General features: G+C 47.3%; 23 protein-coding genes. 7 read left to right on the top strand and 16 right to left on the bottom strand.

The window, feature by feature from the left end; translation table 11 throughout:
* Positions 1–78 precede the first annotated feature (78 nt).
* From AC4EHJ_RS08645 to AC4EHJ_RS08685, 9 genes are all read right to left on the bottom strand, one after another.
* Complete coding sequence (locus AC4EHJ_RS08645; RefSeq protein ID WP_490975156.1) at positions 79–657, bottom strand: TerD family protein; 579 nt, start codon at positions 655–657, stop codon at positions 79–81.
* Positions 658–676: 19 nt separating this feature from the next.
* Positions 677–1,759: a toxic anion resistance protein gene (locus AC4EHJ_RS08650; protein WP_490975157.1), complete on the bottom strand. Its 1,083-nt coding sequence runs from the start codon at positions 1,757–1,759 to the stop codon at positions 677–679.
* Positions 1,760–1,780: 21 nt separating this feature from the next.
* Entirely contained in the window at positions 1,781–3,394 is a 1,614-nt protein-coding gene (locus AC4EHJ_RS08655) for a YceG family protein (RefSeq protein WP_490975158.1), read from the bottom strand.
* A 17-nt stretch (positions 3,395–3,411) separates the two neighbouring features.
* Positions 3,412–4,227 (bottom strand): hypothetical protein, encoded by an 816-nt coding sequence (locus AC4EHJ_RS08660; RefSeq protein WP_490975159.1) that lies wholly within the window; start codon positions 4,225–4,227, stop codon positions 3,412–3,414.
* A complete protein-coding gene (locus tag AC4EHJ_RS08665) occupies positions 4,224–5,333 on the bottom strand; it encodes a cysteine protease StiP family protein (RefSeq protein WP_490975160.1) in 1,110 nt (369 codons plus the stop codon). Before AC4EHJ_RS08665 ends, AC4EHJ_RS08660 begins: the two co-directional genes overlap by 4 nt.
* Positions 5,333–6,706, bottom strand: coding sequence for a phosphoribosyltransferase domain-containing protein (locus AC4EHJ_RS08670; RefSeq protein WP_490975161.1), 1,374 nt, complete (start codon positions 6,704–6,706; stop codon positions 5,333–5,335). The genes AC4EHJ_RS08665 and AC4EHJ_RS08670 overlap by 1 nt, the downstream gene beginning before the upstream one ends.
* Positions 6,639–7,784 (bottom strand): HpcH/HpaI aldolase/citrate lyase family protein, encoded by a 1,146-nt coding sequence (locus AC4EHJ_RS08675; RefSeq protein ID WP_490975162.1) that lies wholly within the window; start codon positions 7,782–7,784, stop codon positions 6,639–6,641. Before AC4EHJ_RS08675 ends, AC4EHJ_RS08670 begins: the two co-directional genes overlap by 68 nt.
* Before the next feature lie 109 nt (positions 7,785–7,893).
* The gene (locus AC4EHJ_RS08680; protein ID WP_490975163.1) at positions 7,894–8,472 is read right to left on the bottom strand and encodes a TerD family protein; all 579 of its coding nucleotides are present in this window, start codon (positions 8,470–8,472) and stop codon (positions 7,894–7,896) included.
* Positions 8,473–8,486: 14 nt separating this feature from the next.
* Positions 8,487–9,104 (bottom strand): TerD family protein, encoded by a 618-nt coding sequence (locus AC4EHJ_RS08685; protein ID WP_490975164.1) that lies wholly within the window; start codon positions 9,102–9,104, stop codon positions 8,487–8,489.
* A 325-nt stretch (positions 9,105–9,429) separates the two neighbouring features.
* Between AC4EHJ_RS08685 and AC4EHJ_RS08690 the strand changes: the two genes are divergently transcribed.
* The 4 genes from AC4EHJ_RS08690 to AC4EHJ_RS08705 all read left to right on the top strand — a co-directional run bounded on the left by AC4EHJ_RS08690 (position 9,430) and on the right by AC4EHJ_RS08705 (position 14,323).
* Complete coding sequence (locus AC4EHJ_RS08690) at positions 9,430–10,368, top strand: glycosyltransferase family 2 protein (protein ID WP_490975165.1); 939 nt, start codon at positions 9,430–9,432, stop codon at positions 10,366–10,368.
* Positions 10,358–10,753: a GtrA family protein gene (locus AC4EHJ_RS08695; protein ID WP_490975166.1), complete on the top strand. Its 396-nt coding sequence runs from the start codon at positions 10,358–10,360 to the stop codon at positions 10,751–10,753. The genes AC4EHJ_RS08690 and AC4EHJ_RS08695 overlap by 11 nt, the downstream gene beginning before the upstream one ends.
* Before the next feature lie 19 nt (positions 10,754–10,772).
* On the top strand, positions 10,773–13,358 hold the full coding sequence (locus tag AC4EHJ_RS08700) for a YfhO family protein (protein WP_490975167.1): 2,586 nt from the start codon (positions 10,773–10,775) through the stop codon (positions 13,356–13,358).
* 89 nt (positions 13,359–13,447) lie between these two features.
* The gene (locus AC4EHJ_RS08705; protein WP_490975168.1) at positions 13,448–14,323 is read left to right on the top strand and encodes an SDR family oxidoreductase; all 876 of its coding nucleotides are present in this window, start codon (positions 13,448–13,450) and stop codon (positions 14,321–14,323) included.
* 30 nt (positions 14,324–14,353) lie between these two features.
* On the opposite strand, the gene AC4EHJ_RS08710 is transcribed toward AC4EHJ_RS08705, so the two are convergent.
* From AC4EHJ_RS08710 to AC4EHJ_RS08720, 3 genes are all read right to left on the bottom strand, one after another.
* Positions 14,354–15,061, bottom strand: a complete 708-nt coding sequence (locus AC4EHJ_RS08710) for a YqjF family protein (RefSeq protein WP_490975169.1) — start codon at positions 15,059–15,061, stop codon at positions 14,354–14,356.
* A 60-nt stretch (positions 15,062–15,121) separates the two neighbouring features.
* On the bottom strand, positions 15,122–15,943 hold the full coding sequence (locus tag AC4EHJ_RS08715; RefSeq protein WP_490975170.1) for a manganese catalase: 822 nt from the start codon (positions 15,941–15,943) through the stop codon (positions 15,122–15,124).
* Between the two features lie 64 nt (positions 15,944–16,007).
* Positions 16,008–16,346, bottom strand: a complete 339-nt coding sequence (locus AC4EHJ_RS08720; protein WP_490975171.1) for a hypothetical protein — start codon at positions 16,344–16,346, stop codon at positions 16,008–16,010.
* A gap of 224 nt (positions 16,347–16,570) precedes the next feature.
* On the opposite strand from AC4EHJ_RS08720, the gene AC4EHJ_RS08725 reads away from it, so the two are divergent.
* From AC4EHJ_RS08725 to AC4EHJ_RS08735, 3 genes are all read left to right on the top strand, one after another.
* Entirely contained in the window at positions 16,571–17,275 is a 705-nt protein-coding gene (locus AC4EHJ_RS08725) for a type 1 glutamine amidotransferase domain-containing protein (RefSeq protein WP_490975172.1), read from the top strand.
* Between the two features lie 54 nt (positions 17,276–17,329).
* Positions 17,330–17,536, top strand: coding sequence for a hypothetical protein (locus AC4EHJ_RS08730; protein ID WP_490975173.1), 207 nt, complete (start codon positions 17,330–17,332; stop codon positions 17,534–17,536).
* Between the two features lie 141 nt (positions 17,537–17,677).
* Entirely contained in the window at positions 17,678–17,908 is a 231-nt protein-coding gene (locus AC4EHJ_RS08735) for a hypothetical protein (RefSeq protein WP_490975174.1), read from the top strand.
* Between the two features lie 66 nt (positions 17,909–17,974).
* Here AC4EHJ_RS08735 and AC4EHJ_RS08740 read toward each other — a convergent pair whose 3' ends face one another.
* The 4 genes from AC4EHJ_RS08740 to AC4EHJ_RS08755 form a co-directional block, all read right to left on the bottom strand.
* Positions 17,975–19,162, bottom strand: a complete 1,188-nt coding sequence (locus tag AC4EHJ_RS08740) for a S1C family serine protease (protein WP_490975175.1) — start codon at positions 19,160–19,162, stop codon at positions 17,975–17,977.
* A gap of 1 nt (position 19,163) precedes the next feature.
* Positions 19,164–20,039, bottom strand: coding sequence for a peptidylprolyl isomerase (locus AC4EHJ_RS08745; RefSeq protein ID WP_490975176.1), 876 nt, complete (start codon positions 20,037–20,039; stop codon positions 19,164–19,166).
* A 112-nt stretch (positions 20,040–20,151) separates the two neighbouring features.
* Positions 20,152–21,552, bottom strand: coding sequence for an ATP-binding protein (locus AC4EHJ_RS08750; protein WP_490975640.1), 1,401 nt, complete (start codon positions 21,550–21,552; stop codon positions 20,152–20,154).
* A complete protein-coding gene (locus AC4EHJ_RS08755; RefSeq protein WP_490975177.1) occupies positions 21,542–22,222 on the bottom strand; it encodes a response regulator transcription factor in 681 nt (226 codons plus the stop codon). The genes AC4EHJ_RS08750 and AC4EHJ_RS08755 overlap by 11 nt, the downstream gene beginning before the upstream one ends.
* Positions 22,223–22,288 lie beyond the last annotated feature (66 nt).

Here is a 22,288-nt window from a genome sequence, read left to right on the forward strand (position 1 = left end):
ATGACCCAATAGAAAAAGGCTGCCCCAAAGCCATATTCATGACTTTCCGGGACAGCCTTTTGTACTTTATTCAATTGATTAATTCAAGCCGAAATCGCTGACCAAAGCGGCAAGCCCGCCTTGGTAGCCGCTGCCGATGGCGTTGAATTTCCACTCCGCTCCGTGGCGGTAAAGTTCTCCGACGACAAGCGCCGTTTCAATAGAGAAATCTTCCCCAAGGTCGTACCGCAGAATTTCCTGGTTGCTGCTTTCGTTCATCACGCGGATAAATGCGTTTGATACTTGGCCGAAATTCTGGCCGCGGCTTTCCGCTTCGTGAATAGTTACAGTGAATACCACTTTATGGACGTCTGAAGGCACATTCGGCAAGTCCACGATCACTTGCTCATCGTCGCCGTCCCCTTCGCCCGTCAAGTTATCTCCAGTGTGGACGACAGAACCGTTGCCGCCTGATAGGTTATTGTAAAAGATAAAATCTTCCGGACCGCGTGATTTGCCGTTTTCCGCTACCAGGAAAATGGACGCGTCCAAGTCGAAGTCGCCTCCGCCGCTGTATTTATTGGTATCCCAGCCAAGTCCGACTAAAACTTTTGTTAATCCTGGATTGGTTTTTGTTAAATCAATTTTCTGGCCTTTTGTTAAGTTGATCGTTGACATACGTGAATTCCTCCTCAGATTAAGTAGCTTTGCGTTGGGTATCTTCGTATTTCTTCTGCAACTCTTCGATGCGCAAACGCCCTTGCTCGCGCATTTTGCGGTTTTCGTCTTCAATTGCACGGGTTTCATTCATGCCCTGCATGATTGTCTCCCATGTTTGCTCAATCGTTTCAATTTTGATGCTCGGCTGTCCAGACATGCGCGCAATGTCAACACTTTGGCGTGAGATGTCGTTGGCATTTTTCAAAAGCATTTCGTTCGTACGGCGGTCAAGCTCATTCATGCCTTCGGCAACCAAGCTCTGGCGCTTCGCGGCAATCGCGTTGATCAACCCTGTTTTAAAGATAGGGATTGTCGTGACGAAAGCAGAATTGATTTTCCCGATGAGCTTCGTATTGCCCCGTTGCAGCATGCGGATCTGCGGCGCCGACTGGTAGGAAACCTGTTTTGCCATCTCCAAGTCGTAGACGCGCTGTTCCAACAATTCAATGGCGTTCTGCAGTGAGTTCAATTCCATCAACGCCATCTGATTGCCGCTTTCCGCCTTGGCTTGGACGCCAGGCAATTGCTGTTTCAGTTCGTCGATTTTAATATCGCCTGCTGCAATGTATTTTTCCAGCTCCATAAAATACTGGAAGTTCTTGTCGTACAGTTCTTCCAAAGTCGTAGTGGACTTTTTCATTTCAGATTCATATTTCGTGATCTCGACATAGACTTTATCGATTTCCGTACCCATCGTTTGGTACTTGCTGAATAATTGCTCGATCACTTTATTGCCTTTGTTGAAAATTTTGTTGAGAAAACCTTTCTTCTCCACAAAATCCTTCTTGTCGAACTTATCCATGATTTTGCCCAGCTGCTTCAGCAACTCGCTGGATTCCTCCATGCTATTCGCTTGAACCGTGTTCAATACTTTGCCGGTGAACGCTGAAATTTCATTTGCCGGCTCACGGCCGAACTCCAATAATTCAATCTGGTTTTTTGGATTGATTTTTGAAGCCAGCTGCAATACTTCAGGGTTTTTCTTCAGCTGGACTTTCAGCTCGTTCTCGTTTTGCATTGCGAGTTCTTGTTCTTCGATTTGATTTGGCATCGTGTTCATCAACTTTCCCTCCTTTTATGGTTAAAGCCATTTTCTGAACATCTTTTTCACCACTGACGGTTCTCTATATGGTTCGTCGTAGCTTCTGTCGTCCAGCCAATGCGTATCAATCAAATCCGCATCTATCCAGCGCTCGATGTCTTGATGGGCTTGTGGATTGATGATGATCACATCCAATCCGAAAGTGTGGATCAAGGCAATCACGTTGGCATCCGCGCGGCTCAGTTCGCCATCTTTTTCTTCGTTGTAAAAAAGCAGCGTCGGCACAAATTGCGGATAATCGAATTGCTGGATCAGTTTGATGACCGGATCCGGCAGCGACATCGATTGCGAAAATTGGTAAAGCTTCAAGTCTTCCAGAGACTCTCCTGGCTGCGGAGCGAGCATCGGCTTTTCCACATGCCGTGCAATCGCTTCGCACAATGCCGTCTGTAAACCTGTCGGCAGCCTTCCGTACTTCCACCAATTTGCGGTCTTCATCTTTTCCGGATCTAAGCGGCCATCTTTGCCAAGCGCCGCGCGATAATGGAATTGTTGATTGCCTTTCCGTTCCTCAATAAAAGGGAAACTGCGAATCAATAAAGTATCTTCGCGTTCATCCAGGTTATGGATGTTGTCCCAAAAACGCTTGCGGTCCTTTTCGATTCCCATAATTTTCGCGAAAACCACTGGAATGATGACGCTTCCACGCTCCACTGCAAATGACGGCCGCACCATCGCCCGTTCTTTTGCCAAGATAAAAGCTTCATCGATGGTGGTTTTCAAGCGGACTGATTTGGTTGCGTAGGATTTAAACTGGAACGGCTTGTACAAGCCAGAATCATCGTGATGCAAAAGCCGGTCCACTTCCTGCGTTGCCCGGAAAGCGACTGTGCCGACTCTCTCAGGCCGTTCCAGCGGGAAAGGCGGCACTGTATCCGCTGTGATTTGGAAGCTATGCGACGGCAGATCTTTTTCACCGACAGCATCTTCCAACCATTGTTTGCCTTCAGGGTCGTAGACGATAAGATGGAAGCCGAACTTCGCTGCGAATTTCATGAACCATTTTTCACTTTCCGTCGTTTCCCCATACCACAAAAATCCAGGCAAACCTTTTTCAAGTGCCAATTTATCCAGCTCCGGCTCCACGTGGTTGAACGTCCATTTTACAAGATCGGTCGCCACGCGCCGGAAAGAAGAAATCGTCGTGCTGCCTCCCGATTGCTCCTGAAATTCCTTCAACACTTCAATCATGATGAGGCGGATCCGACGATTCAAGCCCGCGTCCTTCAGTCGCGGAAGCAAACCCTTGCCGTCCAGAAATGCCACGATGCGGCTAGGGGACAGTCCCCTTTCCTTATTATTCATTTCGAATAAATCCTGAAGGCTGCGCAGACGTTCTCCAGAAATTTGCTTATTCAAGTTGCCCGACAGGCGGATCAGCCTGCCATCCGCTTGTTCAAGCAAATCATACATTGCTGCAAAATAATCATCGGCATCCAGCGGCATGCCGAGAAATTGCCCCAGCAGCTGCGGATACGTTATGGTTTCATCTTCCACTTTCGTTTCAGGGTGCGCAACCAGCGGTTTAGCCAGCCATTCACCCAGTTTTTCCGGATCCCACGTTCTCACGCGAACCGGATGCAGCTGAACCATGGGAATCCCCTCCTCCTTTATTTATATTGCAGAACCACTTTCGCGATACGCTCAAGAATTTCTTCCCCTGCTCTAATACCGCTTTGTCTAGTCACTTCAATATGGGCTGAAATCGGAATGTTGCTCTTTACAGCTTCTCCGTGGGCAGCAAATAGCCCAAGGTCCGCACTTTCGAGGAGGCAATGGTCCAATAATGAATCTCCGGCCGCTGCCACAAAGCTTGCATTGACCCGTTCTTTCACATATTCCATAGCGCCCGACTTTGTGATGCTGACTGGCATGAAATAGAGCTTACGCCCCTGCAACGACATGTCCCAGCCGATTTCACGGAAAATTTTCGTGTATTCGCTTAATCTCTCTTCCGGAAAACGATCACGGTCGACAATCAGATAGACGAACCAATCGTCCGCCTGGCGCACTCGCAGCACCCAGTCTTCTGAAAAATGCTGCTTTATTTTCGGCAGCAGTTCCTCGATAACCGTTCTATCACTTGTGCATTTCTGGCGCAGCCGCTCAGACCATTCGCGAATCGGCTGTCCATTCTCCAAGATGACCGCACCGTTTGAAATAACTGCGAAACGAGGCGTTTCGCCGTTTTTGAAAATACCGGTTACACGCTCGTACTGCGCTTGAGTTCTTGTAGTCACCGGCAGGAAAAACGTCGATTCCGAAAGTTCCCACAGCGCCTGCTGGCTTTTTTCAGTCATAAACGATTGAGGATTTCCTTCAAAACGCTCCACTTCCCGCAATTCCGCCTCTAAGACATCAAGCCCCATTGACCGGCGGGAATAAATCAAAGTCTGATCCAAATCACTCGCAAAAAGAATTGTCATAATTCTTTCCCCGATCTGATCAAGCCGATTGCCTGGTAAAACAAGGCCGGCACTTCTTCGACGTCTATGCCTTTTTCTTTCGCCAAAATCAAGATATGCTGCACATCCGGATTATCGAGTTCGCGGACATACACCTTCCATGGGCTTCGGCGCAACAGTACTCGCGTCGTTTCGCCGACCCCGGGTTTGACGAGGTGGTAATCCCGTTCGCTGTACATTTTATCGCCGATTTCTTCCACTTCCCGCATGCCTTGCCATGTCCGCTCCGCTGTTGCTGGAGAACTTTCAGCGGCTTTTTCCACTGCGTCCGCTGTTGCCTTGAATTCAGCAGTTACCTGATTGATGAAATCATTGGATAAGTCATCCTGAAGCAGTTCGGCATAGAATTTGGCGCCGTGGAAGTCATTTTCACCGACGTATTTATCATTTAAAATGGTACGGCTTACAAGCCCAGACACTGTTGCGTTCAAACAAGCGCTTGGAATCAGGAAATCTTCCCTTGTGCCAAACAATACGGCGCATGCTCCGGGATCGGCCAAGACCGCCATATCATCTTTCAGATTCGAGCCGTTTTTATCATTCAAAAGTGCAACCGATTTTGTCAGTTCTTTTTGGATGGCACCTTTCCCAGTCCAACCGTCAACGAATTGAATGCGGCTTTCGGGGTGTTTTTCGCAGATGGCTTCCATCGCTTTTTCATCGATCCCTTTATCACGCAAAATCGATACGCTGTAATGTGGCCAATCCATGCCTAAAATCTGTTGCGCGTAGCGGCGGATCAAAATGCCGATCGGGCTGCCGGCGCGCGCAAGAGAAACGAGTACAATATCATCTGTCCCCGCATTCATGTGGATGCGGCGAGCTACAAGGCCAACCAAAGAGCCCAAATATGACTTGGTTTTTTCGACCGTAGCATGATACAGTTTCGTGTATTCTTGGGACGGCACGTATTCAATCGGCAGGCGCTCTGCATAATGCGCTCCCGCTTGAACCGCTTGTTCACGTTCCTCGAGTGTACTTTCGGTGAAGTCATCAGTTACATCTTTCAATAAAAAAGTGATATCTTCTTTCGAATAGCTTGTTTTGACCAGTCCTGCTTCAATCATCAGGCTCCATCCCCCGCTTTCTTGTTCGTCAGAGAAATCCATTTGACAGGCGCTTTTTTCTCTAAATAAGAAATCAGCGGCTGCCAGTCTTCTTCTAATGTGACAGATTCAGCTAGCAAATAAATCGTTGTTATATCAAGCTTGTCCACGTTATAGATGAACTGGTTCACTCCGTCAGCATCAGGCAAGCTGAACTTCACTTTTTCTTTGATGGGGTATTCTTCTGTGTCAGAAGCAAAAATCGGGCTGCGCGTAGTTGTTTGGACAAGTGCATTGCTGTCCAGTTCCAAAGCGAAGCGGAGCGGCAAATACATATTCTCGCCAATGCCGATTACCAGCGGCTTTTCATTTGCTGTCAGCTCTCCGGCCAGCGCTGAAGCCTGTTTTGCCCAGCTACCGATTTCTAAATGGGCAGTGCTGGACAAGCCGAAGCGGCCAGTCAGTGGAATATAGCGGTGGCCCGTGGCCGATTGATGCGGCAATGGTTTTGAAAATACAATTTCCTCCAGTTGTAAACTGCTTGTTCCTGACAAATTTTCCAGTTCGCCGTCTTCCGGCGATGAACCGTGCCGGAGTTCGAACTCTCCGGCCATTAAGGCAAGGACTGCGATGCTGATGTTCCGGTCCGCTTCAAGCTGGCTAACATTTTGCCGCTGTATTTCATTGCGCCAGTCGAGTATCGACAAGGACGTATATTTTTTGCCTGGGAATTGCTCATCCAAGGCTTTTATGAGATTGATCAAGGTATTGCCCGTAGAGATCTCGTCATCAATGAGCACGATGGCTTCCGCATCTTCGAGCATTCCTTCTGGAGCATAAACTCTGTGGGAAGTCGCGTGGGAATGTTCTTCTTCGAAAACAAAAGATGGGGCTACTCCATTTATGTTTTCTCGTGTTGTATGAATATAAAAAGCATCTTCAAAATGCTGAAAAACAGAATGGCCTAATCCGGTAGCCGTTTCCGCCATGCCGATAAAAACCGTTTTCTCTGGCAAAGCAATTCTATAGTCCAATGCTTTTTTCAGCAAAGCAGGATCAGGAATTCCCTCCCCGATCATGCGTGCCAGTTTCTGTGTTTGAGGCGGTGCAGAAAGGCTCTCTTTTTCCATCAGTAAAGAAGCCAGCAAAGTGCCGGTGCCTAACGCAATGGCTGGATTGACTGCCAAATGCTTGGCGATCAGCTTGCTGACAAACAGGAATTGCCGTTTTTTATTGACCCGAAGAGCCATCGAAAAAAGCGATTCCACTGGCAGCCCCTGAAAAGATTGGTTCACCGTAACCAATAGTTCAAGAGAATCCCATAATTTATAATTGTTTTGATAATTGACTTGCTCGAATGTGGTTGAGGACATCGATTGGTTTAAAGTTTTCATTCAGCACCCCATAGACTTCCGCCTGGGCGGCAATTTTCCTTGCCCAGCTCAAATGCGGTTTTACTTCGTTCATTTTGTTTCGGGTCGGGCTTTGCAGTACACCATTATGCGAATCGCTTTCGGACAAAATCAATGCAGCATCTGTGTAACTTTCGAGCGAGACGATATAGCCAGCATTAACAATCATTATTTGGGACGGATGGATGCAAGTTTTGCCCTTGAATCCGTTAAGGGCATCCAATTGCACTTCTTCCCATAGCACCTTCTCCGGAACGCTTGTGAGCCAACCTTGTCGGTTAGCAGAGAAATGTTCATAAACTGGCCCTGATACGGTGAAACCGTCTTCGGCTCTGCCGAAACGGTTCAGCACATCGGCCAAGCAGTCCCTGATTACGTGGACATCGTAAATTGTTCGTTCTGCAGGACGGCGCAAGCCATATAAACTGGAAAAATCAGTGGCGCCGACTCGGACTGTCAATACACGGTCCACTTCCGCCAACAAAATTTCATGGATTTCCTGCAGTGCCTGGTCGCGCGTTTCGGAATACAGCACTTCTCTCGTTTCAAGCAGGGGCAGGGCGTATAAATTGCGCCCCGCTGCCACACTGGCGCGGTCAAGCGCTGGAAAGAATGCCAAAAGGTTCTCCGGTTCGCATTTCGGAAAGACGATGCCGGTCAAAACGCTTAGGGAGGTACCGCACAAAGCCGTCATCTTGTCGAGTTGCTGCGCGTTGCGGATCCGCAGGAAAAGAGCCGGTCCGGCCTCCAGCTGAAACGCCTTCGCTTTTTCCAACCGTTTCAGCTGCTGAACGACATTGTCTTCCGCCTGCAAAAGCTGTGAGTCTGCAACAGCATCCTCCAGGCAAACGATCAATGTCGTCAGTCCAGAAAACGCATCACGGCTGTATTGCCCAGATAATATCTTATAGGCGAAATCCGGCCTGGAGCCGGGCGTGTAAAGCGCCGCTCCCAAAGCCAACCCCAATGTTTCCCGTTCTGCATCTCGGTTGAATTCTGCCGGGGTATATTTAAAAAAGGTTTTTAAATCAGAATCGTTCAAAACGCCAAAATGTCTCATAACTTCTTTCCTCCCGGCCCCGCCGCAACAGCAAGCACCTTAAAATTAATAACGGAATTAATGGATAAAAAAAGCAAGGAGACAGCCTCCTTGCTTTTTTGCTTTCAAATCAGCTGTCGAGGCCGAAGTCTTTAACTAGTGAGCCAAGGCCGCCTTGATAGCCGCTGCCGATTGCATTGAATTTCCATTCAGCGCCATGACGGTAAAGTTCACCAACGACAATCGCCGTTTCAATCGAGAAATCTTCTCCAAGATCGTAGCGGATCAGTTCTTCATTTGAATCGCCATTGACGATACGGACGTAAGAATTGCTCACTTGCCCGAAGTTCTGCCCGCGGTTTTCCGCGTCATGGATTGTGATTGCAAACGTCACACGTTCGATTGTTGCTGGAATTGTCGACATGGTCACTTTGACTTGCTCATCGTCCCCGTCGCCTTCACCTGTTTTGTTGTCGCCTGTATGCTCTACTGAACCGGCGGCTCCAATCGTGTTGTTATAGAAAATAAAGTCGGCTTCAGAAGCTGCTTTGCCGTCTGCGTTTAAAAGGAATACGGATGAATCCAGGTCAAAGTCCTGTCCTCCATCGTATTTGTTTGTATCCCAGCCTAAACCGACGATTACATTCGTAAGACCCGGATTTGATTTAGTTAAATCTACTTTTTGACCTTTTGATAAATTGATTGCCATTGCGCATGCACCCCTTAAGCGTATTTGTTTGCGATTGATCCGATATCTGCATCCATTGTTCCTTCACCGATAGCGGAGAATTTCCAATCAGAGCCTTGGCGATAAAGTTCTCCAGGGATCAATGACATTTTGCCTCCGTAGTTTTCAGTAAGGTTGTAATGGATAAGTTCTTCTTTAGATTGGTTGTCTACTAAACGGATGAAAGCATTTTGGATCATGCCGAAATCCTGTTTCTTCTGTTTTGCGTTGTAGATATTGACAACGAACACCAGTCGGTGAACAGATGGCGAAATGCTCTTCAAATCGATTTGGATCGTTTCATCGTCGCCTTCTCCTGCACCAGTCAAGTTATCGCCTGAATGGACAACGCTGCCGTCCTTGCTTTTCTTGTTGCCGAAATAAATCAGGTTTTCTTTGCCTTTCAGTTTGCCGTTCTCATCCAATAGGATAACTGAAGCGTCACAGTCCACTTCTGAACCGCCTCCGCCGCCTCCACCAAGCAAGCCGCCCAAAAATCCGCCGCTCTTCTTCGTTTCAACAGGGTCCCAACCCAATCCGACCATAATGCTCGATAGAGAAGAACGTCCTTTTGTTAAATCGATCTTCTGACCTTTTACCAAGTTAATAGCCATTCTTTTGCACTCTCCATTCATCTTTATGTACTCTTCTATAAGTCTATTTGTAATTCCGGAAAATTTCAATTATTAAGGGCTTTCAATCCCAATTACAGCTGGAACCGTTTTACCAATTCTGCGTCTTATTGATATAAGTTGAGTTACAGATTGAAAATTTCCCGCCGGCGCGTCTCCGGAATAACGGCCGGTATTATTCTATACGTTCATCCGGCAAATAAGTTTCATATATGCGGCGAGAGAGTTGTATAATTACAAAAAGCGATGGGTAAACAATAGCAGACAGCCTGTTTTATTGAATGATACTCGGAAAGGAGCCTTTCATGTGGCATTAATCTCCATAGTTGTGCCGGCTTATAACGAAGAAGCCAATATCCAATTCATGTATGAAAAATTAGTTCAGGAACTTCAGCCGCTCCCGTTCGATTATGAAATCATGTTTATCAATGATGGATCAAGCGACGGTACGTTACAGCAGATCCTTGCGCTCGCGGATGAACATGCCGACGTCAAATACATTTCATTGACCCGCAACTTTGGAAAAGAAGCGGCACTTTTTGCCGGGCTGAAACGGATCCAAGGCGATGCCGCTATTTTGATGGACAGCGACCTTCAGCATCCGCCGGAATTGATCAGCGAAATGTTCAGCGGATTTGAAGAAGGGTTTCACCAAGTCGTTGCGAAGCGGTCGCGCACAGGCGATAGCAAATTGCGAAGCGTGTTTTCTTCCTTCTATTATAAATTAGTAAATTTTGTTACTGATGTCGATTTTGCTGACGGCGAAGGCGACTTCCGGCTGCTGAGCCGCAAAGCCATTAATTCGATTCTTCAGCTCAGCGAAAGCAATCGCTTTTCGAAAGGCCTTTACTCGTGGATCGGCTTAAGCAAAAAGATCATTTCGTACGAAAATGTTTCACGGTCAGCCGGAACTTCCAAATGGTCTTTTGGCAGCTTGGTGAACTATGGCATCGACGGAATCATTTCTTTCAATATGAAGCCGCTGCGCATTTGTTTCTATACCGGCTTTATCGTTCTGGTCCTCTCAATTATCTATATTGGTGTGACCTTCTACAATATTATGGTGAACGGCATCGGTGCACCCGGTTATTTCACGACGATTACAGCCATCTTGTTTCTCGGCGGCATTCAGTTGATCAGTCTTGGCGTAATCGGAGAATACGTGGGGCGCATTTACAATGAATCTAAGCGCCGCCCGAATTTCCTTGTCGATATCAGCAATGCGGATGAATACGATGCTCCTTAAACGCCTGAATACGGAATTCAACCGGTTTGTTGTTGTCGGAGTCATCAACACCATCACCTATTACAGCATTTATTTGCTGCTCCATAAATGGGCTGGGCTGCCATACTTGCTTGCGCATGTCTTCGGCTTTCTGATTTCTTTGAATGTATCTTTCTTTTTAAACTCTTACGTTACGTACAATGTAAAACCGACACTCAAAAAATATCTTTATTTCCCGTTAACGCAGGTGGTCAATATGTCAGTTTCCACCTTCCTCATTTATGTATTTGTGGAATTCATCCATTTAAGCAGCAATATCGCTCCATTCGCGGCCGTTCTGTTTACAGTGCCGATTACTTTTCTCGTTTCAAGCAGAATCATGAAGGGGCCTGCGCGCTCTAAATAATCCGAAAGTTGGTGATACCATGCAGTGGAAATACCCGAATGTCCTTTTGTTCTTCAGCTGTCTCGCTTTATCAGCTGCCGGACACGCGGTTTTCCTTTCCCAATGGACGCGCGGCCACTTTATGATCGGCATTGATGACGGAGCTTCCCAGATGATGCCATTCAAAAAGCTGTTGTATGAACAATACAGCAGCGGCGAGTTTTTCTATTCATTCGATTTCGGCCTGGGCGCAGGGACGTTCAGCGAACTTTCCTATTATTTTTCCACATCAATTGTTTTCCTGATTACGGCCGTTGTAGTATTTGTGCTTGAAAGCATTCATATTATCGATTCGACAGATGTGCTGTTTTGGGCAAATGCAGCAGTTTTCATTAGTATCATTCGGCTGGCTTTTGTTTTGTTCATCACCACCAGGTTGTTTATCTATATGGGCATTTCCATGCTTTCCGCGTTCACCGGCGCTGCGCTTTACGGCTTGTCAGGAATGTATTTCCGCCATACAGTTTATTGGGAATTCTTTGCTGACGCGTATTTATGGCTGCCGCTGCTGATTCTTGGTGCGGAGAAAGTGTTCAGGGAGCACAAGCCTGGCTGGTTTTTATTTGCTATAGCCATTTCGCTAATCGACAACTTCTATTTTGCATACATCAATATTATGCTCACAGCTATATACATATCGGTGCGACTTTTTTTCCCGCTAACTGAATCGGAAATTCCAAAAAGAAAAGCCATCGGCACTTTTTTTGCCTTCGGCCTTCTTGGGCTGGGCATCAGTGCAATATCTTTTGGGCCTGCGGTTTATGCCTATCTGAACAATCATCGGCCAGCTTTCCAAGAAGACATCGAGTGGGTGAATATGACTGATAACATTCTTTTTACCAGCCGCTACATTGTTTTGCCTGCAATTTTCTTGCTATTTTGGACGATTCCCGCTTTCCATCGGAGCCGCTTGTTCCGCTTGTTCGCTTTGTTCGCATTAATCGGTACGTTGCTTCACTACAGCCCGATTGCGGCAAGCCTTTTCAATGGCTTCTCCGCTCCGCAATACCGCTGGGAATATTTTATGGCACTTGTGAGCGGCGGCGCAGTAGCGGTAGGATTGGAACGCCTCGGCGACCTCACCATGCGCCAGCTCGTTGCTGCCGCAGCCTTTGCGCTTCTGGCCTATAACTTGGCTATCAGCATAGACGTAGGTTTTGATGCCGAATCATGGCAAGCCGTATTTGTTTCAATATCACTGTCGGCAGCCATACTGCTGCTCGCCGCGTCTATTCGCTGGCCGCGGCCGCTGCTGAAAAAAAGCTTAGCCGTCTATGTGGTAGTTTCCGCTGTCATGTTTGCAAATTTATACCAAGCTGATACTCTCTTAGAAACTGGCCGCGTTAAAAATGTTAACGAAGAGCTGCTTACTACCGCGGGCTATGATTCTCTTGAAATCAGAGGTTTGCTGGAAGAAATTCATGCGCAGGAAAGCGATCCGATGTACCGCATCGACTGGATGGAAGACATCCGCAACAATACGCCGATTGTTCAGGAATTCCGGGGGCTTAGTGCATACTCCAGCATTCTGAATAAAAATTTATTGTATTTTTATTTATATGACTTGGAAATCGATATGGGCCGTGAAAGTGTCAGCCGTTACGCGTCACTGGGCAATCGGGCCAATCTCCACAGCTTGCTGCAAGGCAAATACACCATCTTGGAAAAAGGCGATCCGAATGTTCCCTATGGCTTTGAAGAGCTGACAGCTTCAGAAAACTTTGCCGTTTATCGAAATACCAATAATCTACCTTTCGCCCGCTCTGTCTCTGATTCTTATTCCGAAGCAGGGCTCGAAGCGTCGCCTCCGCTCGTCCGGGAACACGCCATGCTGAAGGGAATCGTGCTGGACGGCGACGGCGGCTCTGCTCCACTTTCTGTAGAGGATCAGGCGCAGCAATATCAAATCCAGGAACAAGCTGCCGTCTACGATAATGGCTTATTGAAAGTCCATGGCGAAACCGGGGGAATCGATTTGACGCGGATAGACGGCGTAGTTACTGAAGGCGACCTTTATGTATCATTCCATTTGGAGAACGAAGCTCCGAGTGAAGGATTTATCCTGACAGTGAATGGCTATGAAACGAGCCGCAAATCCAACGATTCCATCTACCGGACATATGTCGACGACTTGACCATTCGCATACCAGCTGACGAAATTATCCAAATCCGGCTGCCACAAGGCAATTACCGGCTGACAGAACTACAGGTTTTCGAAGAACCATACGAAGTGCTGGAAGCCCAGGCACAAAAACCTTCAAGCGCGGCAAATGTTGAAATCGATGGCAGTAAAGTTACGCTCGATTACGATAACCTTGAGCAGGATGAGTATTTATTGCTCAGTATCCCTTATGAGCGAGGATGGAAAGCAAGGGTTAACGGCGAACCGGCTACGGTGCTGAAAGCCAATTATGCATTTGTCGCCGTGCCCATAGAAAAGGGGCTGAACACTGTTGAATTTACTTACAGACCGCCTTATTTCGGCATTGCTTCAGCTGTCAGCCTCGTTTCAGTGCTTGCCGGGCTATTCTACATCTTCTTCAGAAAAAGGCGGTCCGGTTCATAGTTTCGGAACGGCTTCACGGTATAGCGTTTAGCGGAGAGCCCAACGGGAATAATGACCCTATAACTAACCGAAATGGGGAGGAATTCATAATGGCAGAAGATAAATTCGAAAAAATCGACAAAGAAATTGACCCACAGGAACAGTCGCACCAGCCTGGATCTGAAAGAGAAATGTCCCCTGAACCGATTTATGATGATAAAGATTATAAAGGCTCAGGCAAACTTAAAGGCAAAACAGCATTGATCACCGGCGGAGACAGCGGAATCGGCCGTGCCGTAGCTGTGGCGTTTGCAAAAGAAGGGGCGAATGTCGCGATCGCTTACTTGGATGAACACGCCGATGCGGAAGACACGGTCAAAGTTATTGAATCGTATGGCGCGAAGGCATTCAAATCAGCAACGGACATCGGGGACTCCGAAAATTGCCAAAAGCTCATTGACGATGTCATCGCTGAATTCGGCGGACTGAACATACTGGTCAACAATGCAGGCAAGCAATTTCCCCAGGATGACTTCTTGGCAATTACGCCCGACCAGTTGATGGAAACATTTGAAACAAACATTTTCAGTATGTTCTATCTAAGCCAAGCGGCGGTTCCACATATGCAAAAAGGAGATTCGATCATCAATACGTCATCTGTCACCGCATACCGCGGCTCATCGTCACTCATCGATTATTCATCGACGAAAGGCGCAATCACCGCCTTCACACGCTCGCTTTCCCAAAACCTTGCCGACAAAGGCATCCGCGTCAACTCCGTTGCGCCAGGGCCAATCTGGACTCCGCTTATCCCAGCAACTTTTGATGCGGAAAAAGTCGGCAAGCACGGCAGTGAAACAGCGATGGAACGCCGAGGACAGCCTTCAGAAGTGGCGCCGGCTTATGTCTATTTCGCGTCGAAAGATTCGACTTATGTGACCGGACAGGCAATTCATATTAACGGCGGCGACTTTATCACATCCTAAACAATAAAGAAAAACGCTAAAGCTTTGGCTTCAGCGTTTTTTTGCGTTTTTTTCGATAATCGGCGGATAAAACAAAACTTCCATTGAAGAGCTGTAATGGGTTACCGGACGCAATCGATGCAATTGTTCCGGCAGAAATCCGGCAAGAGAATTTTCATTGATCTCTCCTTTAACATATTGAATGCGCCAGGGCGGATGGCCGATGTCCAGGCGGTAAAGCCGATTTTTCGGTTTCGTCCACAGGCTGTAACGCTCTGTCAGCCAAATCTCTAAAGGGGTAGGTTCAATAATTGCCGCTTGGGGTTCATAAGCCAGTTCAATTTCTTCAACGCCATTCGCTTCGCTATGTCTGCTCTTGAACATGATCCCTGTTCCTTGCTTAGCCATTTCGATGTGCGCCTGGCGGTATGGCAAAAAGCCGCCCAGAGACGCTGTCTGGACAGCTGCCAGGCTGTTTGCATCCATCGAAAAAAAGTAGACGCCGCGCCGATTTCCGTACCGGACATACGTCCGGACGTTCAGCTGCAGAAATGTCCGCATTCCCGGCATCGCAGGCATGCCCCGGATATGCGTGCCTCGCGCCTTGAACAGCACAGCGCTTATCCATGCCTCTCCACCATACAGATCCAGTTCCAATTCAGAAGGCAGCATTCCGCAAAGCCAATCTGCGGGAACCGCCCAATGCAAAAACAGCACATCCTGCAATTGCTGCGACATGATCCATTTTTTGGAGCCCATCATTCTCTCCCCTTTAAACACGCAAATGAGCCTCTTCAGCGAAGAGGCTCCATTTTCTTATTACAATTTATCCATTGGCAATGTATTGTGCGCTTCTCTTGGAGCAGGCTTCAATACAGGTTTCTCACTTAATGGCTCCGGTTTTTCAACAGTCATCGGTTGGCCGTCCGGCGCCGGCTGGCCGACCCAAGGCAATTGCGAAGCTGTGCTTGTGTCCGTGTTGGTATAAAGAATGTGTGAGAATTGCGTCGCTTCCCATTCAGGCGGCAGGGTTGAAGGCACGATTGGTCCTTCTTTCGCTTCCAAATCTTTAATAGCAGCGAGCCATTGATTTTGATGCATCGTATCGCGCGCCAGCAAGAACGAGAAGAGATCTTTGACACCCCGATCATCCGTCATGCTGTATAGACGGGCAACTTGTAGGCGCCCCTGCGATTCGGCATTGACATTGGCACGGAAATCCGCCAATAAATTCCCGCTCGCTACAATATATCCAGCGTTCCAAGGGACGCCATTGCTGTCTTTTGGCGATGCACCAAGACCATGCACGATTGCATGCTGCGGATTCATTCCGCCCATGATGGCCCCGACAATCGGGTCACTTGCTGCTTTTTCCTGCTCGTAGACTGGCGCTCCTTCAAGAAGGCGCGCTACCATTGTAGCAAGCAATTCAATGTGCCCCAATTCCTGGGTTCCGGTATCCATCAGCAAGTCTCTGTATTTCTCGTTTCCTCTGGTGCCCCACCCTTGGAATAAGTATTGCATTGCTACGGACATTTCACCGAATTGCCCGCCAATCAATTCCTGGACTTGTTTCGCAAACACCGGATCTGGAGCGTCCGGTTTCGAATGATATTGAAGTTCACCTTGATGGAAGAACATATGCATAACCTCCTGGATTTATCTTAAATTTGTCAGTCTTAAAATTTTCTCCAATGGCTGAGTATCATTTTTTCGAACGGAAAGATTCTCCTGGGTGGCCGCCGTCATAATCCGAGTCGTTATTTCCGGCATTAAATGTACCTTGATCTTCACCTTCTTCAGAGGTTTCTTCTTCCAAAAAGCTTCCTGCTGGATGGCCGCCATCGTAATCCGAATCGTTATTTCCGGCATTAAATGTACCTTGATCTTCACTTTTTTCAGAGGTTTCTTCTTCCGAAAAGCTTCCTGCTGGATGGCCGCCATCATAATCCGAAGAATTTCCACCAGCATTGAATTGTGGTTTTTGGCGTTTTTCCACTTTTTGTTCCACTTTATCATTGCGTTCCTGATTCCCATTTTCCATTTTCCCTTCCCCTTCCTATTAGTTTTCAGCATTCATTATCTGAATACCCAGACTACTAATGGTGAAACAAGTTTCAAGTAAGCGTTGAACTCTTTCCTACGAAAGTAATAAACCTTGCTTATGTTTCTTTCACACTCCTATGAATGCGGTTACTAAAACGTTTCAGGATAGCCTGAAAGGGTAAATGAACTAATAGACATAAAGACTCTGAGGAGGAATAAATGATGGCAAAAGTTTTAGCCGTTCTATCAGGCGGATATGCAGATGAAGAAAATAATTACGTAACTGGATGGTGGGCGGAAGAATTGTTCGCTCCAGTATTAGCGCTTGAAAAAGAAGGGCACACAGTCGGCCTTGCTTCACTAAAAGGCGGCAAACCAGTTGTTGACCCGATAAGCCTCAGCAAAGAATATGACCCAGAAGGCAAATACAAGGATTTATACGACTCCGGTATTGCGGACAAAACGACACCGATTGTTGACGTCAAAGCGAGCGATTACGATGCAATCATGATCGTCGGCGGACACGGTGCTATGTTCGACTTAGCGCATGATCCAGATTTGCACGCCGTCATCAACATTGTCTACGAAACAGGCGGCATTGTTTCCGCTGTTTGCCATGGACCAGCGCCGCTCGTCTATACCAAGACAAAAGACGGCCGCGGAATTTTAGAAGGTTTGAAAGTGACAGGTTATCCAAATAAATTCGAGCCCGAAGAAGTAGTGGATCTGCTGCCATTCAGCCTTGAAGATGAAATGAAGAAAATTGCAAATTACGAACCGGCTTCTGATAAAGAACAATATGCCGTATGGGGCAGCGACCAGATTTTAACTGGCCGCGATCCGCAGTCTTCTCCGCTGTTCGGCAAAGAACTGGCTGAGAAATTGACAAGCCTCGAAAAAAAGGAAGAAGAAAAATTCTTTAAGTAAGCTCCATTAATGTCAGCTTTCAATCAATCTGCTTCAGAAAAGGAGGAAATTCACATGACAGAAAAAGATCCAAAAGAGCAAGAATACGCAAGAGCCAATAAGTCAGAAATGCAAGGTCCCCCGGCACAAAAAGAAGGTTTGGAGGAGCCGAAGACCAAGGGCTATAAACCCATTCAAATCGGTATCGTCATTTTCGTCATATTGGTATTGATCCTCATTATTACCGGCATAAGTTCCGACATGTGGGGACTTTTAGGCTGATTGCTTTCAAGCAATCAGTTTTTTTGTTGGTCCAGATTTCAGCGACCTTCTGATTCCGAAAAATAAAATCTTAGTTGTATTAATTATTTGTTTTTTCTGTTAATATTATATCAATAAGTGTTACAAAGGGAGGCGATCATCATGAATCAGCAAGAACCTGTGGAAAAGGAGCAATTGCAAACCGCCCATGACACTGCTGAACCGGTTGAAACACCGCCGCACCATCACCATATGCACCACATGGAAGGCTTAGAAGAGCCGAAAATCAAGGACTACAAGCCGATACAAGTCGGTGTGGTCATTTTTTCAATCGCCATATTGGCATTGATCTTTTTCGGAATCTCCTCTGATATGTGGGGGTTGATAAACTGATGGCAATAGCCCAATACGATTTATGCACAACAAAAAGAGGATGCGCAATCGCATCCTCTTTTTGCATTAAAGGCTTTCGTTCAGTTCGATTTCAAAATCCATCAATTCCCCGTTGCGGTATGCTTTCACTTTCAATCTATCCCCGACCTCTGTCTCGTTATACAGATGCTGGCGAAGTTCCTGGATGGATGTTACCGGCTCTCCGTCCATCTCGACAATGACATCAAATTGCTGGAGCCCTGCTTTGTCCGCGCTTGAACTTGGCGAAACTTCATTGACCACTATTCCGCCTTCCACTTCTTCTGGAAGTTTCAGCTCGCTTTGGCGGTATTGCTGCGGAACTTCGGACAACCCCAGAATGCTGACACCCATCGACGGTCGTTCCACCTCTCCTTTAGATTCCAAATCCTCGATTACCGGAATTGCCGAGTTGATTGGAATCGCAAGCCCGATGCCTTCGACAGCATCCTGCGCTATTTTCATTGAATTGATGCCGATCAGTTGGCCTTGGCTATTGATCAACGCACCGCCGCTGTTGCCAGGGTTAATAGCCGCGTCTGTCTGGAGGACTTCTGCCTGCCAATCCTCTGTTCCGTCTTTATTGATATCGATCGGCACGAGCCGCTCGGTGCCGGAAATGACACCCGTGGTCACCGATCCGGAAAATTGAAGGCCCAGTGGATTGCCGATAGCGATTGCCGGCTCGCCTGCTTTAAGGACAGACGAGTCGCCAAATTCGATAACTGTCTTAATCTGCTCGGAAGGCACTTTTAACACGGCGAGGTCCGTCCAGACATCTGTGCCCAGCACTTCCGCATCTAGTTCCGTTTTATCATCAAGTGTCACGGTAACTTTTTCTGCACCTTCGACGACGTGGTTATTGGTGACGATATATGCCCAATCGCCGGTTTTTTTATAAATTACGCCTGATCCTGCTCCGGCTTTCTGTTCTCCAGACTCAGCTGTCGGCATAAATGGACTTTGAGGGGCTGTCTGCAAGTTTGTTACGCCTACGACAGCTCCTGAAGTTTTTTCAACCGTTTCTGTAATATCGGTGGTCACGATATTCGTGCTTCCTTGTACGCCGCTTGCTGTTTCAGCGATGACTGCGCCGTTGTCTGCGGCCGAATCAACATCCGTGAATTCCGGCAGAACCACTCCCACCAGAAGCGCTCCTGCAATCAGCCCCATAAAGCTGGATGCAAAAGAGCCTGTACGTTTTTTCTTCGGTTCACTTGAATTGTAATATCCCATATTAATTTCCTCCTTCTGCAATTTTGTTTTCTATGTCATAAGACGCCTGTTTTTCGGATAGCCATGTTGCGTATTCACTGTTCAATTGCTCTTCGAACAACAGCTCTTTGATTTCTTCTTTGCTGTTTTCAAGCGTAGCTTCAGCAGCTTCTGTCTTGCCTGTCACTTTGATGATGTGGAAACCGAATTCCGTTTCGACCGGCTTGCTGATATCGTCTGCTTTCATAGCAAATGCTGCTTCCTCGAATTCAGGGGCCATTTCACCGGCTCCGAATGTTCCAAGCTCGCCGCCATTCTCCGCACTGGCTGTATCAATCGAATACTCTTTTGCCAATTCGGCAAAGTCTCCGCCTTCAGCAAGCTTGCCTTGGACTTCTTCTGCCTCTTCTTTAGTGGCGGTCAGGATATGGCTTGCTTCCACTTGTTCGCTTTGCCCCAGTGAATCCTTATTTTCATCGAAATAGTTTTGAATTTGTTCATCTGTAATTTCAATGCCCGGACCGATCAGTTTCTCGATTTTCACATAGGTCTGGACGTCTTCCTTCAGTGATTCAACCGTCATTCCGCTTGCCGCCAACGCCGTCTCAAGTTCTTCAGCGCCGCCGTACTGCTCTTCGTAGACCGCAATTTCATCTGCGACTTCTTCATCTGTAACTGTGATATCCTCTTTTTCAGCTTCCTGCCGGACAATTTCATCCGAAATCATCAAATCGAGTGTTTCCGTACCGCTCGTTTTCAGCATTTGTGCGTACAATTCATCTTTGCTTATTTCCTGTCCATTTACGCTTGCCACGCCATCGTTCTTCCCAAAACTCATCAACAAGAATATCGCTGATGCAGCAATGACTCCAATTGCAATGTATATCACTTTTTTCATTTTGCTATCCCTCTCTCTATCTGATTACTAACATCGTAACAAGCAATTATGAATAAACTATGACCAAAGCTGTAACAATTAGAGAAATAAAAAAACAGCTTGGCCGACTGGCTCAAACTGTCTCTTTATGCGGCAGGTGGATCAGGAATATCGTGCCTTTTCCTTTCTCGCTTTGCACGCTGATGTCTCCCCCATGCAGTGTTACCAATTGCTTGACAATTGATAAGCCAAGACCGAATTGGCCGCTCCCACGCGATAAATCTGCTTTGTAGAAGCGGCGCCAGATCAAATCGATTTCTTGGACATCAATCCCTTCACCCGTGTCTTTTACTTCGATAGCTATACCGCCCGGCTCGCTGTATGCCCGCAAGGAAATCAGCCCATCCGCTGTAAACTGGATGCTGTTTTTCACAATATTCGTCAAAACCTGGATCAGCCGGTCCATGTCCCCGTAAATCACCTGTCCGGGTTCCACGGCTATTTCAATGCGGTTTCCTTTTTCAGACGCTTGCATCTCCAGCTGCTCCTGAATGATTTCGAGCAATTCTTCCGCTTCGATTTCTTCTTTCGTGAGCGCCACTTGGTTCGAACGGATTTTTTCATAATCCAGGTTTTCATTGACGAGTCGGATAAGGCGTTTCGTTTCGTCGCTGACCAGGCGGATACCTTTTTCGCGTTGCTCTTCTACAATCATATTATTGCGCAGCCCTTCAATAACGCCGGCAATGGTGGTCAACGGCGTGCGCATTTCGTGCGAAACGTCTGCCATGAACTGGCGCCTTCTGTTTTCCAGTCCCTCGATTTCTTCATTCGACTGCTGCAGCTTTCTGGCCATCTGGTTGAAATCCTTTGACAAATCGCCGAATTCATCAAAATCGGATTCCGGCAAATTCACCGCGTAGTTTCCTTCGCTGATCATTCCTGTCGCTTCCTGCATGCGCTTCAAACGACTGACATGCAGTTTCGACAACAGCAGACTAAGCAGCAATGCCACTGCCAATGCAATGAATATCGTCGTCAACAGCGATTTATTCAGTTCTGCAATCATTTCGCTCGTGCCGCTGACCGGCGAAGCAAGGAGCACGCCGCCAGCCAATTGGCCATTGTCGGCATATGGCATCGCTACAAATGTCACGGTATTCTCAAATCGTTCGACATCCCGGTTGACGACGAGCGTTTCCCCGCGCTCAATAACGTTCCATTCCTCAGTGGTTAATTCGACAGGTGGAAACGCTCCGGATACCGGGTACAAAATGCGGCTTTGTTGGTCGAAGACGATAAAGTTGATGTTTTGGGCTTCCAGAATGGACACATAGGACTGCAGATTTGAGCCTGGCCGCGGCGCTTCCAGCTCCTGCAAAATCTTGACTCCATAGCTTTCCAGTTCCGTTGCTTTTTCCTCGTAAGCAAAATCTTCCACGTAATTGACGAATAACAAACTCAATATCAAAAATGCAATGAGCAGGATGCTCAAATGGCTTGCAATCAATTGGTAAAAATAATTAATCCGCATGTTCTTCAAATTTATAGCCAACTCCCCAGACGGTATGGAAAAATTGTTCCCCGCCTGCTATTTTCTTGCGCAGCCGCTTGATGTGAACATCGACGGTCCGCTCATCTCCGTAATATTGGTAGCCCCATACTTGTTCAAGGAGCTGCTCGCGGCTGAACACCTGTTTCGGATGCTGCATGAAGAACAGCAGCAGTTCGAACTCTTTCGGCGTCAAATTTTGCACCGCCTCGCCGTCCTTTTGCACTTCCCGCGTTTCTTTATTAACGGCAAAATGCTGTGTATGGACTGTTTCCATAGGTGCTTCCGCCTTTTGCGAGCGCCGCATGACTGCTTTGATGCGAGCCATGAGCGTCAAGGGGCTGAAAGGTTTTGTCACGTAATCATCCGCGCCCATCTCGAACCCGATGACCTGGTCGGATTCACTGTCTTTAGCTGTCAGCATGATGATTGGCACTGAATCCCCGAGTTCCCGGATTTTCCGGCACAGCGCAATGCCGTCCATGCCTGGCAGCATCCAGTCCAAAATCAATAAATCATAATCGCCTTGTCTGTATTTTGCGAATCCTTCCAGGCCGTCCGCTGCAAAATCACCAGCAATCGCTTCTTTTTGAAAAAACAACTCCAGCATGGAACTGACGCTTGGATTGTCTTCCACCACTAATATTTTCATCCTGTACCTCCGGCATCCTTTTCTTTTAAAGTAAAGCAGGCGGGCAAAAGACGCAAGTACATAGAA

The sequence above is a fragment of the Planococcus sp. TJ-301 genome, from assembly GCF_058268475.1.

Bases quoted from the DNA above. Each gene is read 5' to 3' on its own strand.
- AC4EHJ_RS08655 (WP_490975158.1), bottom strand. From the start codon at position 3,394: ATGGTTCAGCTGCATCCGGTTCGCGTGAGAACGTGGGATCCGGAAAAA.
- AC4EHJ_RS08745 (WP_490975176.1), bottom strand. From the start codon at position 20,039: ATGAAAAAAGTGATATACATTGCAATTGGAGTCATTGCTGCATCAGCG.
- AC4EHJ_RS08680 (WP_490975163.1), bottom strand. From the start codon at position 8,472: ATGGCAATCAATTTATCAAAAGGTCAAAAAGTAGATTTAACTAAATCA.
- AC4EHJ_RS08735 (WP_490975174.1), top strand. From the start codon at position 17,678: ATGAATCAGCAAGAACCTGTGGAAAAGGAGCAATTGCAAACCGCCCAT.
- AC4EHJ_RS08665 (WP_490975160.1), bottom strand. From the start codon at position 5,333: ATGATTGAAGCAGGACTGGTCAAAACAAGCTATTCGAAAGAAGATATC.
- AC4EHJ_RS08740 (WP_490975175.1), bottom strand. From the start codon at position 19,162: ATGGGATATTACAATTCAAGTGAACCGAAGAAAAAACGTACAGGCTCT.
- AC4EHJ_RS08695 (WP_490975166.1), top strand. From the start codon at position 10,358: ATGCTCCTTAAACGCCTGAATACGGAATTCAACCGGTTTGTTGTTGTC.
- AC4EHJ_RS08715 (WP_490975170.1), bottom strand. From the start codon at position 15,943: ATGTTCTTCCATCAAGGTGAACTTCAATATCATTCGAAACCGGACGCT.
- AC4EHJ_RS08750 (WP_490975640.1), bottom strand. From the start codon at position 21,552: ATGCGGATTAATTATTTTTACCAATTGATTGCAAGCCATTTGAGCATC.
- AC4EHJ_RS08725 (WP_490975172.1), top strand. From the start codon at position 16,571: ATGGCAAAAGTTTTAGCCGTTCTATCAGGCGGATATGCAGATGAAGAA.
- AC4EHJ_RS08670 (WP_490975161.1), bottom strand. From the start codon at position 6,706: ATGAAAACTTTAAACCAATCGATGTCCTCAACCACATTCGAGCAAGTC.
- AC4EHJ_RS08650 (WP_490975157.1), bottom strand. From the start codon at position 1,759: ATGAACACGATGCCAAATCAAATCGAAGAACAAGAACTCGCAATGCAA.
- AC4EHJ_RS08660 (WP_490975159.1), bottom strand. From the start codon at position 4,227: ATGACAATTCTTTTTGCGAGTGATTTGGATCAGACTTTGATTTATTCC.
- AC4EHJ_RS08685 (WP_490975164.1), bottom strand. From the start codon at position 9,104: ATGGCTATTAACTTGGTAAAAGGTCAGAAGATCGATTTAACAAAAGGA.
- AC4EHJ_RS08755 (WP_490975177.1), bottom strand. From the start codon at position 22,222: ATGAAAATATTAGTGGTGGAAGACAATCCAAGCGTCAGTTCCATGCTG.
- AC4EHJ_RS08710 (WP_490975169.1), bottom strand. From the start codon at position 15,061: ATGGGCTCCAAAAAATGGATCATGTCGCAGCAATTGCAGGATGTGCTG.
- AC4EHJ_RS08700 (WP_490975167.1), top strand. From the start codon at position 10,773: ATGCAGTGGAAATACCCGAATGTCCTTTTGTTCTTCAGCTGTCTCGCT.
- AC4EHJ_RS08705 (WP_490975168.1), top strand. From the start codon at position 13,448: ATGGCAGAAGATAAATTCGAAAAAATCGACAAAGAAATTGACCCACAG.
- AC4EHJ_RS08675 (WP_490975162.1), bottom strand. From the start codon at position 7,784: ATGAGACATTTTGGCGTTTTGAACGATTCTGATTTAAAAACCTTTTTT.
- AC4EHJ_RS08720 (WP_490975171.1), bottom strand. From the start codon at position 16,346: ATGGAAAATGGGAATCAGGAACGCAATGATAAAGTGGAACAAAAAGTG.
- AC4EHJ_RS08730 (WP_490975173.1), top strand. From the start codon at position 17,330: ATGACAGAAAAAGATCCAAAAGAGCAAGAATACGCAAGAGCCAATAAG.
- AC4EHJ_RS08645 (WP_490975156.1), bottom strand. From the start codon at position 657: ATGTCAACGATCAACTTAACAAAAGGCCAGAAAATTGATTTAACAAAA.